General features: G+C 69.7%; 16 protein-coding genes. 5 read left to right on the top strand and 11 right to left on the bottom strand.

Features of this window, described 5'->3' with window-relative positions; genetic code table 11:
* Window positions 1–17: 17 nt before the first annotated feature.
* The 4 genes from OG558_RS11145 to OG558_RS11130 form a co-directional block, all read right to left on the bottom strand.
* Entirely contained in the window at window positions 18–371 is a 354-nt protein-coding gene (locus tag OG558_RS11145; protein ID WP_405070143.1) for a DUF3817 domain-containing protein, read from the bottom strand.
* Window positions 368–1,213 carry an SURF1 family protein gene (locus OG558_RS11140; protein ID WP_405070141.1) on the bottom strand — a complete coding sequence of 282 codons (846 nt, stop codon included), beginning with the start codon at window positions 1,211–1,213 and terminating at the stop codon, window positions 368–370. The genes OG558_RS11145 and OG558_RS11140 overlap by 4 nt, the downstream gene beginning before the upstream one ends.
* Window positions 1,214–1,220: 7 nt before the next feature.
* Window positions 1,221–2,168 (bottom strand): D-alanine--D-alanine ligase, encoded by a 948-nt coding sequence (locus tag OG558_RS11135; protein ID WP_329483131.1) that lies wholly within the window; start codon window positions 2,166–2,168, stop codon window positions 1,221–1,223.
* A gap of 134 nt (window positions 2,169–2,302) precedes the next feature.
* Window positions 2,303–3,613 (bottom strand): PLP-dependent aminotransferase family protein, encoded by a 1,311-nt coding sequence (locus OG558_RS11130; protein WP_329483130.1) that lies wholly within the window; start codon window positions 3,611–3,613, stop codon window positions 2,303–2,305.
* A gap of 208 nt (window positions 3,614–3,821) precedes the next feature.
* Here OG558_RS11130 and OG558_RS11125 point away from each other — a divergent pair, with 208 nt between their 5' ends.
* The 4 genes from OG558_RS11125 to OG558_RS11110 all read left to right on the top strand — a co-directional run bounded on the left by OG558_RS11125 (window position 3,822) and on the right by OG558_RS11110 (window position 5,857).
* On the top strand, window positions 3,822–4,004 hold the full coding sequence (locus OG558_RS11125; protein ID WP_328524847.1) for a hypothetical protein: 183 nt from the start codon (window positions 3,822–3,824) through the stop codon (window positions 4,002–4,004).
* Window positions 4,005–4,089: 85 nt separating this feature from the next.
* On the top strand, window positions 4,090–4,746 hold the full coding sequence (locus OG558_RS11120) for a GNAT family N-acetyltransferase (RefSeq protein WP_329483129.1): 657 nt from the start codon (window positions 4,090–4,092) through the stop codon (window positions 4,744–4,746).
* Window positions 4,747–4,759: 13 nt separating this feature from the next.
* Window positions 4,760–5,164: a DUF2784 domain-containing protein gene (locus OG558_RS11115; RefSeq protein ID WP_405070140.1), complete on the top strand. Its 405-nt coding sequence runs from the start codon at window positions 4,760–4,762 to the stop codon at window positions 5,162–5,164.
* Window positions 5,165–5,194: 30 nt separating this feature from the next.
* Window positions 5,195–5,857: a permease prefix domain 1-containing protein gene (locus tag OG558_RS11110; protein WP_405070139.1), complete on the top strand. Its 663-nt coding sequence runs from the start codon at window positions 5,195–5,197 to the stop codon at window positions 5,855–5,857.
* Here the strand turns inward: OG558_RS11110 and OG558_RS11105 are convergent.
* Window positions 5,837–6,163: a helix-turn-helix transcriptional regulator gene (locus OG558_RS11105; RefSeq protein WP_329483126.1), complete on the bottom strand. Its 327-nt coding sequence runs from the start codon at window positions 6,161–6,163 to the stop codon at window positions 5,837–5,839. The genes OG558_RS11110 and OG558_RS11105 overlap by 21 nt on opposite strands.
* A gap of 85 nt (window positions 6,164–6,248) precedes the next feature.
* Here OG558_RS11105 and OG558_RS11100 point away from each other — a divergent pair, with 85 nt between their 5' ends.
* On the top strand, window positions 6,249–8,402 hold the full coding sequence (locus tag OG558_RS11100; protein ID WP_405070138.1) for an MMPL family transporter: 2,154 nt from the start codon (window positions 6,249–6,251) through the stop codon (window positions 8,400–8,402).
* On the opposite strand, the gene OG558_RS11095 is transcribed toward OG558_RS11100, so the two are convergent.
* The 6 genes from OG558_RS11095 to OG558_RS11070 all read right to left on the bottom strand — a co-directional run bounded on the left by OG558_RS11095 (window position 8,399) and on the right by OG558_RS11070 (window position 14,292).
* On the bottom strand, window positions 8,399–9,523 hold the full coding sequence (locus OG558_RS11095) for an N-acetylmuramoyl-L-alanine amidase (protein ID WP_329483124.1): 1,125 nt from the start codon (window positions 9,521–9,523) through the stop codon (window positions 8,399–8,401). The genes OG558_RS11100 and OG558_RS11095 overlap by 4 nt on opposite strands.
* A gap of 41 nt (window positions 9,524–9,564) precedes the next feature.
* Window positions 9,565–9,894, bottom strand: a complete 330-nt coding sequence (gene trxA / locus OG558_RS11090; protein ID WP_328524840.1) for a thioredoxin — start codon at window positions 9,892–9,894, stop codon at window positions 9,565–9,567.
* Window positions 9,895–9,923: 29 nt separating this feature from the next.
* Entirely contained in the window at window positions 9,924–10,925 is a 1,002-nt protein-coding gene (trxB, locus tag OG558_RS11085; RefSeq protein ID WP_405070137.1) for a thioredoxin-disulfide reductase, read from the bottom strand.
* Between the two features lie 110 nt (window positions 10,926–11,035).
* Complete coding sequence (locus OG558_RS11080) at window positions 11,036–11,797, bottom strand: anti-sigma factor family protein (RefSeq protein ID WP_405070136.1); 762 nt, start codon at window positions 11,795–11,797, stop codon at window positions 11,036–11,038.
* 111 nt (window positions 11,798–11,908) lie between these two features.
* Entirely contained in the window at window positions 11,909–12,631 is a 723-nt protein-coding gene (sigM, locus tag OG558_RS11075) for an RNA polymerase sigma factor SigM (protein WP_405070135.1), read from the bottom strand.
* The gene (locus OG558_RS11070) at window positions 12,628–14,292 is read right to left on the bottom strand and encodes a protein kinase family protein (protein WP_405070134.1); all 1,665 of its coding nucleotides are present in this window, start codon (window positions 14,290–14,292) and stop codon (window positions 12,628–12,630) included. Before OG558_RS11070 ends, sigM begins: the two co-directional genes overlap by 4 nt.
* Between the last annotated feature and the right edge of the window lie 11 nt (window positions 14,293–14,303).

Raw genomic sequence — 14,303 nt, 5'->3', positions numbered from 1 at the left:
CCGGGCCTCCAAGGCAATTACCGGCCGAGCAGTTCGTGCGTGGTCTTCCGCTCCGCGTAGAACGAGAGGAACGGGATGGTGCCGGCCAGGGCCGTCATCACGAGGCGGGGGAACGACCAGCGGACCCGGCGATACAGGTCGAACGTGCCGATCAGGTAGACCATGAACAGGAACCCATGGAGCGGACCGATCACGTCCATCGCGCCCTGGCTGTCGGCGAAGTACTTCAGCGGCATCGCGACGAACACAAGCAGCAGGAGCATCACGCCGACGACGTACGCGATCACGCGGTACCGGATGAGGGCACCCCGGACGGCCGGGGTCAGCGGCTGCGGGCTGGCGGAAGTGGCGGGATCGGCTGAGGAAGTCACGCTGAAACGGTACCGCTTGGCTCCACAGGCTCCCCGGCCTGGTCGTCCCCGGACTCCGCCTCGGTGGAATCGGGATCCGGCTCGGCAGGGGTCCGATGTGCGTCCAGCACCATCCGCCACCACATCCACAGCGTGAAGGCCGCGAAAACCCACCACTGGAAGGCATACGCAATGTTCCGCAGTCCGGCGTGGTCCGTCGGCGGAGCCGGCGGTTGTACGACGGCCGGCGCCGGTGAAGGTACGACGCCTGAGTCGACCGACGACTGGATCACGAAGGCGTCGTACACCCGATAGTCGACGAGGTGCACGATCGTGGGGATCCGGAGCGATGACAGCACGCGGCCCTTGGCAGCGTCGTCCGAAGAGTCCTCCGCCTCGGAGGCCGTCACAGTGCCCGTGAGCGAAACAGGACCGGACGGCGCGGCGGCGGCCGGATCGGACACCGCCGGCACCCAGCCCCGGACCACCATCACCGCACCGGCAGCCGAGCCGGAGCCGGCGGACGCGACCTTCAGTGGAGTCACCACCCAGAAGCCGTCTGCCGTGCCCTGGCGGCGATCGGCGATGAAGAGCTGGTCGGCGGCCGGCCCCCATGTCCCGTTCACCGTCACGCGGCGGCCGACAGCCTTCGACGGCAAACCCTCGTCGATGGAGAACAGCGACTGCAACGCGACCGGCGCGGCATCAGCCTGCTTGGCCGTCGCGGCGTCGGTCTTCGACCGGTACACGTCCAGCTGCCAGACGCCCATTGCCGACATCACCGCGGCGATCGCCAACGCGAGCAGGAGCAGCCCGGACCACCGCGGCGTCAGGATCGTCCGCCACAGCGGTCGCTCAGCCATCAAGACCTCAACGTGCCGCGGCGGCAGCCAGCAGGTCGCGGCACAGCACACCCAGCTCGATCCCCGCGGCCTCGGCGGCGAGCGGCACCAGCGAGGTCTCCGTCATCCCCGGCGCCACGTTCACCTCGAGGAACCACGGCACACCGGCCGCATCGACCACCAGGTCGGACCGGGACAGATCCCGCAGCCCCAGCGCCTGATGCGCCGCGACAGCCGCGGACGCACACGCGCCCGCCACCGAGGCATCCAACCGAGCCGGTACGACGAACTGCGTCGCGCCGGCCGTGTACCGCGCCTCGTAGTCGTAGAACCCGGAGTCCGGCCGGATCTCCACCGCCGGCAGGGCTCTCGGTCCATCCCCGGTGTCGACCACGGTCACGGCCACCTCGGTCCCGTCGATGTACTGCTCGATCAACGCCACCGGTCCGTACGCGTAGCAGTTCACCATCGCCGACGGCAGTTCCTCGGCCGACCGCACGATCGACGCACCCAGCGCCGAACCGCCGCGGGCCGGCTTCACCACCAGCGGCAGGCCGACCTGGTCGATCACCGCCGCCATCAGCGCCGCCGCACCGAGCTCGCGGAACGTTTCGTGCCCGAGCACCACGGAGGCCGGCGTGTGCAGTCCGGCCGTCCCGACCATCGTGGAGGCGACGGGCTTGTCGAAGGCCGTCCGGCACGCCGCCGCGTCGGCTCCGACGTACGGAACGCCGTACAGGTCGAGGACCTGGCGGAGCGCGCCGTCCTCGCCGGTGACGCCGTGGAGGACCGGGAAGACCGCGTCCGGCGGATCTTCGCGGAGCCGTTCGACCAGATTGGCGTCGACGTCACGCTGCTCGACCTCGACACCCACACTGCGCAGGGCGTCGGCAACCCGCCGGCCGGACCGGAGCGAGACATCCCGCTCGTGTGACAGTCCGCCTGCCAGTACCAGCACTCGACCCAGATCACTCATCACAAATATCCCGATCACTCGTGGGCGACTCCGGCACGGTCGCCGGTCCCGAGGCCCACTGGAACGGTACCGCGACCGTCTCAGCTACCCCCCGGGCGCCCGGAGATCCATTGCGCAACCTTTGCGCAGGACCCCTAGCTCAGCTCCGGCCCAGGGGCGTCGTAGTCCCGCCCCGGACCCGGTGTCAGCGGGCCGAATGTCTCCCGCAGTTCGAGTTCCTCGTGGATCACCGCGGCCAGCCGGCCGACCCCTTCGGTGATCCGCGCGGGCGTCGGATGACAGTACGACAACCGCATGCACTGGGAGCCGAAACCGTCGGCGAAGAAGGCGGTCCCGGGCACGTACGCGACCCGGGCGGTGACCGCCCGCGGCAGCATCGCCTTCGCGTCCAGGCCGTCCGGCAGGGTGAGCCAGACATAGAACCCGCCGCCCGGCCTGGTCCAGGTCGTTGCCGCAGGCATCTTTTCGGTCAGGGCCGCCAGCATTGCGTCCCGGCGCTCCCGGTACATCTCGCGGAACTGCTTCACCTGCCCGAGCCAGTCGTGCCGGGTCAGGTACGACGAGATCGCCAGCTGGCTGAAGACCGGCGGGCACAGGGTCGCCGATTCCTGTGCCAGCACAAGCTTTTCGCGGACGGCGTGCGGCGCGACCGCCCAGCCGACCCGGAAGCCCGGCGCGAACGTCTTCGAGAACGAGCCGAGGTAGATGACACCCTCGCGGTCGTCGGCCCGCAACGCACGCTGCGGCTCACCGTCGAAGCCGAGCAGGCCGTACGGGTTGTCCTCCAGCACCAGCAGATCCGCGCGCTGACAGATCTCCAGCACCCGCCGCCGGCGCTCGTCGGACAGCGAGACTCCGGCCGGGTTGTGGAAGTTCGGGATCGTGTAGAAGAACTTGATCCGCTTGCCGGCCGCGCGCACCGCGGTGATCGCCTGCTCCAGCGCCTCCGGCACGACACCGTCGTCGTCCATCGCCACGTGGACGACCTCGCACTGGTACGCACGGAACACCCCGAGGGCACCGACGTACGACGGAGCCTCGCAGATCACCACATCGCCCGGATCGCAGAACACCCGGGTCACCAGATCGACCGCCTGCTGGCTGCCGACCGTGATCACCACGTCGTCCGGGTGGGCGTCGATCCCCTCGAGCCGCATCACGTCGCAGATCTGGTCGCGGAGGGCCGGATCACCCTGACCGGAGCCGTACTGCATCGCGGTGGCGCCGTTGTCGATCGCCAGGTCCCGGACCGCGCCGCCGACCACGTCCAGCGGCAGGCCGCCGATGTTCGGCATACCGCCCGCGAGAGAGACCACCTCGGGCCGGCTGGCGACCGAGAAGAGCGCCCTGATCTCCGATGCGGTCATGCCCTTGGTCCGTGCCGCGTACCGGTCGACGTAGTTGTCGAGGCGGGTCTGCCGGACATCGGGCACGTCAGCACTCACGGGGGCCACTCCAACGGTGAATCGAGGGGGAAGTCACCAGGTTACGTCGAGCGACCCGAGTTGTGTCCGGGCTGTGGATCGGCGCGACCTCTCACTACCATGCCTTATAGGGGCAGGTTCGACCATGCCGCCATCTGGCTGCTGAGACAGTCGCAGCCGGTGACGCGGGGCGGTGCGGCCTGAGAGGTGGAACCGGAAGGCGGATCGGATGAGCGTGGGCAAGACAGCCGGCGTGGCACTCGGTGGACTGCTGCTGGGCGTGCTGGCCGGGTTCGCGGGCGAACTGTTCAGGCGGCAACCCGCCGCGAAAGTGCAACAGCGGTACGTCGCTCCGGAGGCGGCGGTGACACCTGGCGCACGGACTCCGGCACCGGAGCCGGCTACTCGATGAGTCATCAAGTGATACCGATCGTGACGAACCTAACAACCAGCACACCGGCCGACCGGACGCGCTGCACCGCGGATCGGACGCGCTGATGGCTCGACGGCTCGAACCGCTCACGCTCGCCAATCTCGACGAGCTACCGATGGCGTGCCGTGACTGTGTGTTCTGGGAGCTCGACCCGGTCGCCGCCAGGCAGGCCGACCGCAACGGCGACACCGGCCTGGAGAAGGAGGCCTGGCTCTCCCAGCTCCTGCTCGACTGGGGTACCGCGGGTGTCGTGCTGTACGTCGACGACGGGCCGGCCGGGTTCGCGGTGTATGCGCCGGCGGCGTACCTGCCGAGGATCCAGGCGTTCCCGACCGCGCCGGTCAGTCCGGATGCCGTCGTCCTCGCGACCGGCCGGATCCAGCCGCGCTACCTGGGGCTCGGGCTGGGGAAGATCCTCGTCCAGGCGGTCGCGAAGGACGTGCTGAAGCGCGGGTTCCGGGCCGTCGAGGCGTTCGGCGACTCCCGCTGGGACGGGCCGGGCTGCGTCTGGCCGACCGAGTTCCTCCGAGCGGTCGGCTTCGGCGTCGTCCGCGAGCATCCACGCAATCCCCGGCTCCGGCTCGACCTGCGCTCGGCGATCACCTGGCGCAGTGAGATGGAGGCCGCGGTGGAGCGGCTGATGGGCGCGATCCGGCCCGAGCACTCACCGCCCGCGCCGGTCACGGTCCGGGACGGCCTCACCCGCGACTCGGCCACCTGACGGCAGGGCCATCATGATCTGGCGCTTCCTCGCCGACGTCGTGATGGTGGTGCACGGCGCCCTGCTGGTGTTCTTCCTGATCGGCGGCTTCCTCGCCTGGCGCTGGCCCAAGCTGATCTGGGCGCACCTGGCCATCGTTGTGTGGAACATCGTCATCGTGCTGGTCGACTTCGGCTGCCCGGTCACCGCGACCGAGAAGTACTTCCGCCGCCGCGGGGGAGAGACGCCGTACCCGGCCGGCTATATCGAGCACTACCTGGACGGCAAGCTGTGGCCGGAGGGCGCGACGCCGACCGTCGAGAAGATCGGATTCGCGATCGTCGTGATCTCCTACATCGGATTCTTCATCCTGCAGCATCGCCGGAAGGCGGCCGGACAGGCCAAGGTCAGGGGAGATTCAGTGGGACCCCGGACGTGATCGGATCCGGGGGGACCCATACTGGGAGGCGTGTCCAGCCGCGTAAGCACCCGCACGCCGGTCGACGAGTACCTGGCCGCGCTGAGCAAGTCGCTCGCCGGTCCGCGTCGCCGGAAGGCAGACCTGCTGGCCGAGGCGCGTGACCACCTGACCGATGCGACCGAGGCCTTCGAGGCCGACGGTCTGGATCGCGAGCAGGCCGAGCGGGAGGCCGTGGCCGACTTCGGTGAGCTGTCCGAGGTCGCGCCGGGGTACCGGGCCGAGCTCGCGGTCAGCCAGAGCCGGCGGACCGCGATGCTGCTGTTCCTGGTGCTGATCGCGCAGCCGATCGTCTGGCAGGACGGGGTCTGGAGCTGGAACCAGGAGCCGAGTCAGCCGAACGTGCTGAACGACTTCCTCCAGACGCTGGTCCGGGGCATCGGCATGGTGGCGATCGCCGGTGCGGTCCTGGCAGTCATCGCGGCCGGCGTCGGCATGCGTTACCCGCTCGTCCGGGATCATGTCAGCCGGGTCACGGCGTTGTTCGCCCTGGCGAGCGCGGCCGTCATCAGTGCGATCGGAGTCGGCATGGCGGCGACCAGCCCGCACCCGCCCGACGTACCCGCCTTCGGCATCGTCGGGAGTTTCGTCGTACTGCCGCTGCTCCTCGTCGGCCTCCAGGCCGGCCGTGTCCTACGCCTGGCCCGGGCGTAGCACCCCTTCCACCACAGCCCGGAAGGTCACCCACTCCTGCTTGCCTGAGGCAAGCATCTTCGTGCCGGCGCTGGTGAGCTGATACGTACGGCGCTTCCGGCCACCGACCGTGCTCCATTCGCTGGCCAGGTAACCGGCCCGCTCCAGCCGCCGCAGCGCGGGGTAGAGCGTCCCGGTCGGCAGGTCGAGCTCGCCGCCGCTCCGCTCCAGCAGCGCCTCCATGATCGCGTAGCCGTGCAAGGGCTCGTCCTCGACGACCGCCAGGATCATCGGGTCGAGGTGTCCACGCAGCGCATCCGCCTTCATGTAGCCAGTCTACTCATATGCCTGCTACTGTCGAGAGGCAACATGTAGTCAATCTACTTATATCGACAGCTGAGGAGGCCCGGCGATGACCGTGGACACCCCCGTACGACGACCGCCCGGGAAGGAGGGTGGACGCTCCGGCCTGCTGCACCGGGTGTCCGGCTGGTCGATGCGGCACGCCGGTCTCGCGCTGGCGCTCTGGGTGGTCGCCCTCGTCGCCGTCACCGCGGCGTCGACCGTGGTCGGCGACCGGTACAAGAACGACACCTCGCTGCCCGGCACCGACTCCCAGCGGGTCACCGACATCTTCCGTGCGCATCAGCCGCAAGGGGAGACGGCCTCGGTGCAGATCGTCGTGCGTGCCGACGGCGGACTGCCGGCCGAGAAGCCCCGGGTCGCCTCGATGCTGGCCGTGGTCCGGGACCTCCCGCACGTCGCCTCGGTCGCCGACCCCTTCACCGCTCCGGGATCACTCTCGCAGGACGGCCGGACGGCGTACTCCACGGTCAGCCTGGACGTCGCCGTCGCGGATATGCCGGTGGAGGACGTGCGGACGATCATCCACCGGGCTCAGGACTTCGCCCGCCCTGGATTCCAGGTCGAGGTCGGTGGTGATCTGGCCCGGTCCGCCGCGGACAGTTCGGGTGGCGCCTCCGAGGGCGCCGGCATTCTGGCCGCGCTGGTGATCCTGGTGTTCCTGTTCGGGTCGTTGCTCGCGGCAACTCTTCCGCTGCTGACCGCCGTGTTCGCGGTGGGGAGCACGCTCGGCCTGCTGGTCCTCGCGTCGCACCTGTTCACCGTGCCCAGCTATACGGCGCCGGTGATGATGCTGGTCGGTCTCGGTGTGGGCATCGACTACGCGTTGCTGATCTTCTCGCGCTCTCGCCATGAGTTGCTCAAGGACGGCACCGATCGGGAGACCGCGTCGATGATCGCCCTCGACACCGCCGGCCGATCGGTGATGTTCGCCGGCTGCACGGTGGTGATCGCGCTGCTGGGTCTGCTGGCGCTGGGACTCGGTTCACTGCAAGGCGTCGCGCTCGGAGTCACGCTGACCGTGCTGACGACGATGCTGGCCGCGGTGAGCTTGTTGCCGGCGCTGCTGACGCTGTTCGGGAAGCGGATCGAGCGGAGTGTCCGCAAGCACGCCGCGAAGAAGCGCCGTACGCCCGGTGACGGCTGGCGGCGGCTGGCGGCCGCGGTGCAGCGTGGACCGTGGGTGCCGTTGGTGCTCGGGACGGTCGCGCTCATCGCCTTGTCGCTGCCGGCGTTGAACATGCGGCTCGGGTTCGCGGACGCGGGTACGGACGACCCGGCCAAGACGAGCCGGAAGGCGTACGACCTGCTGGCGGACGGCTTCGGGCCCGGCTTCAACGGTCCGCTCGTGGTGGTCTCCGAGGGAGACCAGGCCGCGGCTCAGCGACTCGGGCAGACGCTGGCGGCCGATCCGGGCATTGCCGCCGTCACGCCGCCGCAACTGACGCCGGACGGCAAGATCGCGACCGTCCTCGCGTTCCCGAAGTCGGCACCGCAGGACGCCGCGACCAGCGATCTCGTGAACCGGCTGCGGGACCAGACCCTGCCGGCCCTCGAGTCGCAGACCAGCGCGACGTACCTGGTCGGTGGTGCGACCGCGGCGGCCGACGACTTCGCGTCGGCGGTGAGCAAGCGGCTGCCGATCTTCGTGCTCGTGGTGGTCGGATTGTCGGCGCTGCTGCTGATGGTGGTGTTCCGGTCGATCCTGATCCCGTTGAAGGCGGCGCTGCTCAACCTGCTCAGCATCGGTGCTTCGCTGGGAGTGATCACGCTGGTGTTCCAGCAGGGCTGGTTCGGGGCGCAGTCCGGTCCGATCGAGGCGTTCGTACCGGTGATGATCTTCGCGATCGTCTTCGGGTTGTCGATGGACTACGAGGTCTTCCTCGTCTCGCGGATCCATGAGGAGTGGCGTCGTACCAGGGATGCTCGGGAGGCTGTGCGGGAAGGGCTGGCGACCACGGGCAGTGTGATCACGGCGGCGGCCGCGATCATGATCGTGGTGTTCGGCGCGTTCCTGCTCAGCCCGGACCGGATGCTGAAACAGTTCGGACTCGGCCTCGCGACGGCGGTGCTGCTGGACGCGCTACTGATCCGCTGCGTCATCGTCCCCGCCGTACTGCGCCTGTTCGGCGACCGCGCCTGGTGGCTGCCGCGCCGGCTCGACCGGGTGCTCCCGAAGATCGCGCTGGAGAAGGAGAACTAGACCGTGAGCTGGCCGAACCGGAGCATGCCGGTGGCGGCGTCCTGGTCCGGCGGAAGGTACACGCGCTGGATGGCGACGACGATCGCCTCCGCGATGACGTCCCGGAAGGCCGGGTCGGCCAGGCGGGCGGAGTCGTGCGGATTGGTGACGTAGCCGATCTCCAGCCGGACCGCGGGCATCTTGGTGCGCCGGAGCAGGTCCCAGGTCTTGGCGTGGGTGCGGCAGTTCAGCAGGTCGGTGCGGGCGACGATCTCGCGTTGCACGAGACCGGCGAACTGCTCACCCACGCTCGACGAGGCGCCGTGCAGGTCGTTGCCGTAGTAGTACGTCGCGACGCCCTGGGCCTCCGGGTTCATCGACCCGTCGGTGTGCAGCGAGACACACAGGTTCGCGTCCGTCTCGTTCGCGAACGCGGCCCGCGCCAGCTCGTCCGGTCCCTGATCACGCCCACGCGACAAGTACGCGCGTACGCCGGTCGCACCCAGGCGACCCTCGATCCGGGCGGCGAGGTCGTACGCGACGTCGGACTCGCGCAGGCCGAAGCCCTCCCAGCCGTGGTCGAAACCACCGTGGCCAGGATCGATCACCACGGTCTTCCCGGACAGCCGTGGTCCGGCGGCGCGAACGGCCTCGGAGGCGCGCAGGGCGTCCGGCCGGCCACCGGTCGCCATCGGCCGGATCCGCTGCAGTGCCTTGAACGTCGACGGGCCGCACGTGCCGTCGCCCGGCAGGCCCATGTTCCGCTGGAAGTCGGTCACCGCGCGCTGGGTGTCCGCCGCGAAGATCCCGTCGATCCGGGCGACCGCGAACCCGAGCTCCTGCAGCTTCGCCTGCAGCGCGAGCACGTCGTCACCGGTCAACGGGTGCGCCGGCACGTAGGTCAGCAGCCGGTCGCCCAGCCGCCAGCGCGCGTCGTCGATCGCCCGGTACGTCTGCGGGCCGACGATCCCGTCGATCATCAGCCCGCGTTCCTGCTGGAACCCCCGGACAGCGTGCGCGGTCGCTTCGTCGTAGACGTCGTGACCGCCGGCCAGCAGCCCGAGCCGCTGCAGCTTGCCGACGATCTCGGCGACAGCCTCACCGCTGTCGCCGATCCTGTACACGCCGTGGGGGGCTTCCATGAAAAGGCTCCTTGCCGTGGCGGTCGGAGGTGTCGTACGGATCAGGCCGTGAAGTCTGCCAGTTCCTTCAGCAGCGCGGCCTTCGGCTTGGCGCCGACGATGGACTTGGCGAGCTCACCGTTCACGTAGACGTTGATGGTAGGGATACCGGTGACGCGGTAGTTGCTCGGGGTGACCGGGTTCTCGTCCACGTTCATCTTCAGGAACGTGAGCTTGTCGCTGTGGTCCTGCGCCAGCTCCTCCAGGATCGGGGAGACCTGGCGGCACGGCCCGCACCACTCGGCCCAGAAGTCGACCAGCACCGGCTTGTCGCTCTTCAGTACGGTCTGGTCGAACTCGGCGTCGGTGACGGCGTTCATCTTCTCGCCCACGGGCGTAACTCCTTCAGTGGTTGTGAGGTTCAGACGGAGACAGGCTGAGTGGTCGCGGCGCTGGTGTCACGGGCGGCCGTGGCCGTCTCGGCGTCCTCGAGGGTGGCCAGGAAGCGCTCGGCGTCCAAGGCGGCCGCACAGCCGGTGCCGGCCGCGGTGATCGCCTGCCGGTAGGTGTGGTCCACCAGGTCGCCGGCGGCGAAGACACCCGGCACGTTGGTCTCGGTGCTGCCTTCCTTGACGAGGACGTAGCCCTCCTCGTCCAGGCGCACCTGACCCTTCACCAGCTCGGAGCGCGGGTCGTGCCCGATCGCGATGAACAGGCCGGTCACCGGCAGCTCCCGGGTGTCACCGGTCACGGTGTCCCGCAGGGTGACGCCGGTCAGCTTGTCCTCACCGTGGATCGCGGCGACCTCGGAGTTCCAGGCGAACTCGATCTTGTCGTTCGCGAACGCGCGGTCGGCCATGATCTTCGAGGCGCGCAGCTCGTCGCGGCGGTGCACCAGCGTGACCTTCTTGCCGAACCGGGTCAGGAAGGTGGCCTCCTCGACGGCCGAGTCGCCACCGCCGACGACGGCGATCTCCTGCTCGCGGAAGAAGAACCCGTCACACGTCGCACACCAGGACACGCCATGGCCGGACATCCGGTCCTCGTCGGACAGGCCGAGCTTACGGTAGCCGGAGCCCATCGCCAGGATCACTGTCTTCGCCCGGTGCTGGGTGCCCGCCGAGTCGGTGACGACCTTGATGTCGCCGGTCAGGTCCACGGACACGATGTCGTCCGGCACCAGCTCGGCGCCGAAACGCTCGGTCTGGGTGCGCATCTCGTCCATCAGCGCCGGGCCCATGATGCCCTCGGCGAAACCGGGGAAGTTCTCGACCTCGGTGGTGGTCATCAACGCGCCACCCGCGGTCACCGAGCCCTCGAACACCAACGGTTCGAGCCGGGCGCGCGCGGCGTACACGGCGGCCGTGTAACCGGCCGGGCCGGAGCCGACGATGATGACGTTGCGGACTGTGGAGTCGCTCATGCAGGCGTTCCTCGTGTCGTCGAGACTTCTGGTACGTCGTACTCAACGGATCCTAGAGGCCGACCATTCCCACGGTACCCATCACGAGGCCGTGGCACCGCATTGCGATCTCAGCGATTGCGCAGTGTCACCGAGGTGTCGTAGAACGGGCTGGCGACGCCACCTGGGTCGCTACATCCGGTGACCGCGAAGACCTGGATGTCGCGGGCCGATCCACCCTGCACGCCGATCAGGACCGCGCGCTTGCCGTCGATCTTGGCGGGCTGGACCAGCCGGAGCTGCGGGTTCGGCCGGCCGGCCGCGAACACGCGGGCGCAGGCCAGCTCGGTCGCCGAGCCGTGCAGCACGGGGTCCTTGCTGCTCTCCAGCCAGTGCTGGGCCTGCGGGCCGATGTCGTTCGTACTCATCGTCGGAACGCCGCTCGGCAGCGCGGTCGGGTTGGTGTTGGCGGCGTTGTCGCCGGCCTGGTCCTTGGTGGTGATCACCACACCGACGCCGATCGCCGCCACCAGCACGACGGCCGCGGCAGCACCCAGCAGCTTGGGCAGGTGCCGGCGGGGCTCCTCGCGGATCTGCGCCAGCGAGTGCACACCGACGGTCGACGCGCGCAGCACGGACTCCGAGACGATGACCGCGTCCAGGTGCTCGGCGACGTCGGTCGGCATCGGGATGTCCTCCCGGCCCTCGTCGGCGAGATCCTCGGACAGCTGGACCAGGGCGTCGTACGTCTGCTGGCAGTCCGGACAAGCCTTCACGTGTTCACGAGCGCGATGCGCCTCGGGTGCGGGCAGCAGATTCTCGATCAGGTCGGCGATGGTGTCCGTGTCCAGGTGCTCGAGGTGCTCACTGGTCGGAAGACCGGAATCGGTCATCGGGAACTCGCCCCCTCATGGGAGGAACGCGGTGTGATCATCAGAGTGCTCCGGGTAGAGGCATGGAGGCTGAGTCGCAGGTAGGCGACTTCGCTTCGACGGAGTACCCACTCATTCGGTTCCCACCGTTTCGGCCGCGGCTTTCTCCGGTACGCCGGCATCGGCGGAACCGGCCCGGGTCGTCTGCCAGTGCTTGAGCAGCGGCAGCAGCCGGGCGCGGCCGCGGGCACAGCGGGACTTCACCGTGCCGGGGGCGCAGCCGAGGATCGCCGCCGCCTCCTCGATCGAGTAGCCCTCCATGTCGACCAGGACGAGGGCACTGCGCTGGTCGGAGTTGATCTGCTTGAGCGCGTTCAGCACGTCCAGCCGGCGTTCGCGGACCTCGGCCGGGTCGTCCTCGGCCGGTCCGGCCAGCTCGGCGGCGCGGTCCTCGTCCTCCGGCAGCGGGTCGGCGGCCCGCACCTGGCGCCGGCGGATCCGGTCCAGGCACGCGTTCACCACGATCCGGTGCAGCCAGGTGGTCACCTTCGCGTCACCGCGGAACGAGTCGGCCCGGCGGAACGCCGAGATGAACGCCTCCTGCAGCGCGTCCGCGGCCTCCTCGGGCTCGCCGAGGGTGCGGATCGCGACGGCCCACATCCGGTCCCGGTGCCGCTTGACCAGGAACCCGAACGAGTCCGGATTGCCGGCCACGTGCAGCCGCAGCAGTTCGTGGTCGTCGAGCTGGTCGTAGCTCGTCGGCGGCCCACCGTGCGTGGCAGGCTCGGCCGCGCCGATCCGAGGTAGGTCCGACCGGGGCGGCGGCGTGGGGCCCGAGTCCAGGTGAGCCGTCATTTCTGGATTGTGACCTCCGAGATCGTGCCCCGGTACTTGCCGCCGTCTTCCTTCGGCAGCTTGGTCAGCCAGACCAGAACGTACTGCGTCTCGGTCGGCGCCGAGGGGGTAAGAGTCACCGTACCCTCGGGCTGGTCCTCTTCGGTGGCGACCGGCTTCCACCCGCTGACCGCGCCCGGCGACGTGCTGGTGTCGTCCTTCGGGATCATCAGCTGCACGCTGGAGCCGTCGCCCTTGAGCGTGACCTGCACCTTGGACACCGTGGTCGGAGCACCCAGGTTGTAGATGATGCCGACGCCCGGCTTCTGGCCCCCGAGGTTCGGCCGGCTGTACGACTGGGTGGTCCAGGTCGTACTTGTCTTGCCGTCATAGGTATTGCCCACGTCGTCCGGATGTTCGCTGCCATTGCCGTCGGGCAGCGGGTCGAAGTCCTTGGCGCTGACGATCTTGGCCACCCCGCCCGTCGCCGACGGCGTCGTGCTGGTCTGCGGCGCGTTGGTCGTCTTGTTGCTGTCGCCGCTGCCCTGGTCGTTGTTCATCGCGCCCTTGAGCAGGAACTGCGCCATCGCGACCACCGAGAGCAGCGCCAGGACGGCGAGCAGGATCAGGATCCGGCCACCCCAGGAGCCCTTCGGCTTCGGCTCGTCGGCGCGGCGCCGGCCGTTCCCGTTCGACGGGGGCGGTGGCTGGCGCCGGAGCGGCCGGGTCTCGGGCGCGGTCGTGTACGCCGAGTGCTGCTGGTGCCCGTTGTCCGACTGGTACGCCGACTCGTAGACCGGTGGGGTCGGGTCGAGCGCCGGCGGCGGCGTCTCGGGGACGACCTGGGTGGCGTCGTCGATGCTGCCGTTCTGCCGGGCGACCTGGACGGTCTCGTCCATCTGGTTCGGCGGCTCGTGCGAGCTGCCGACGACGCCGGACAGTGCCGCGGACAGGCCGGCGGCGCTGGTGATCAGCGGGGCGTGGTGGCGTGGCGGATTGCTCAGCAGCCGGTCGCAGATGTCGTCGAGCGAGCGCGGGACGCCCGCTCGCACCTGGCGGGGACTGAGCAGCCGGCCGTGCTCGACCGGCGCGGGCTGCAGGCCCCAGGCCGGCGCCGGGCCGGGCCAGCGACCGGTGAGCGAAGCGAACAGCAGCTCTCCGAGCGCGTGCACGTCCTGCTCGGGCGAGCCGGGGCCGGACGACCGCAGCGCCGCTTCGGTGGCGAGGCCGACGACCTTGATCGCGCCCGCGTCCGTGACCACGACGGTCGAGGGACTGATGGAGCCGTGCGCGAGGCCGGTGCGGTGCAGGTTCTCGAGCGCTTCGGAGACCTCGCGGGCCAGCCAGCCCGCTTGCTGCCCGGTCAAGGGGCCGGTGCCGAGCATCCGCTCGAGGGGCCGGCCGCCGGCCCACTCGCGGACGCAGTACGTGACGCCGTCGTGCATGTCACAGTCGAGCACGCGAAGGAAGCGCGGGTCGGCCGCCGCGGCGGCCCGCCGGGCGGCGTCGAAGAGCAGGTTGGTCCTGGGATCGCCGACCGGCAGGACGTCCACGACGACGGCCCGGCTGAGTACCTCGTCCACTGCCCGCCATACCCGCGCACCGTCGATCTCCGCCAGTAACTCGGCGATCCGGTAGCGGCCGGCGAGCAGGGCACCAGGACTGACGGTCTGGTTCGACACGGTGTCTCTCG

The organism is Kribbella sp. NBC_01510, assembly GCF_045040325.1.
Lineage (GTDB): Bacteria > Actinomycetota > Actinomycetes > Propionibacteriales > Kribbellaceae > Kribbella.
The sequence above is the reverse complement of the archived record's forward strand: the minus strand, read 5'-3'. Positions and strand labels throughout refer to the sequence as shown.

Bases quoted from the DNA above. Each gene is read 5' to 3' on its own strand.
- OG558_RS11140 (WP_405070141.1), bottom strand. From the start codon at position 1,213: ATGGCTGAGCGACCGCTGTGGCGGACGATCCTGACGCCGCGGTGGTCC.
- OG558_RS11135 (WP_329483131.1), bottom strand. From the start codon at position 2,168: ATGAGTGATCTGGGTCGAGTGCTGGTACTGGCAGGCGGACTGTCACAC.
- OG558_RS11125 (WP_328524847.1), top strand. From the start codon at position 3,822: ATGAGCGTGGGCAAGACAGCCGGCGTGGCACTCGGTGGACTGCTGCTG.
- OG558_RS11120 (WP_329483129.1), top strand. From the start codon at position 4,090: ATGGCTCGACGGCTCGAACCGCTCACGCTCGCCAATCTCGACGAGCTA.
- OG558_RS11115 (WP_405070140.1), top strand. From the start codon at position 4,760: ATGATCTGGCGCTTCCTCGCCGACGTCGTGATGGTGGTGCACGGCGCC.
- OG558_RS11105 (WP_329483126.1), bottom strand. From the start codon at position 6,163: ATGAAGGCGGATGCGCTGCGTGGACACCTCGACCCGATGATCCTGGCG.
- OG558_RS11100 (WP_405070138.1), top strand. From the start codon at position 6,249: ATGACCGTGGACACCCCCGTACGACGACCGCCCGGGAAGGAGGGTGGA.
- OG558_RS11095 (WP_329483124.1), bottom strand. From the start codon at position 9,523: ATGGAAGCCCCCCACGGCGTGTACAGGATCGGCGACAGCGGTGAGGCT.
- trxB (WP_405070137.1), bottom strand. From the start codon at position 10,925: ATGAGCGACTCCACAGTCCGCAACGTCATCATCGTCGGCTCCGGCCCG.
- OG558_RS11080 (WP_405070136.1), bottom strand. From the start codon at position 11,797: ATGACCGATTCCGGTCTTCCGACCAGTGAGCACCTCGAGCACCTGGAC.
- sigM (WP_405070135.1), bottom strand. From the start codon at position 12,631: ATGACGGCTCACCTGGACTCGGGCCCCACGCCGCCGCCCCGGTCGGAC.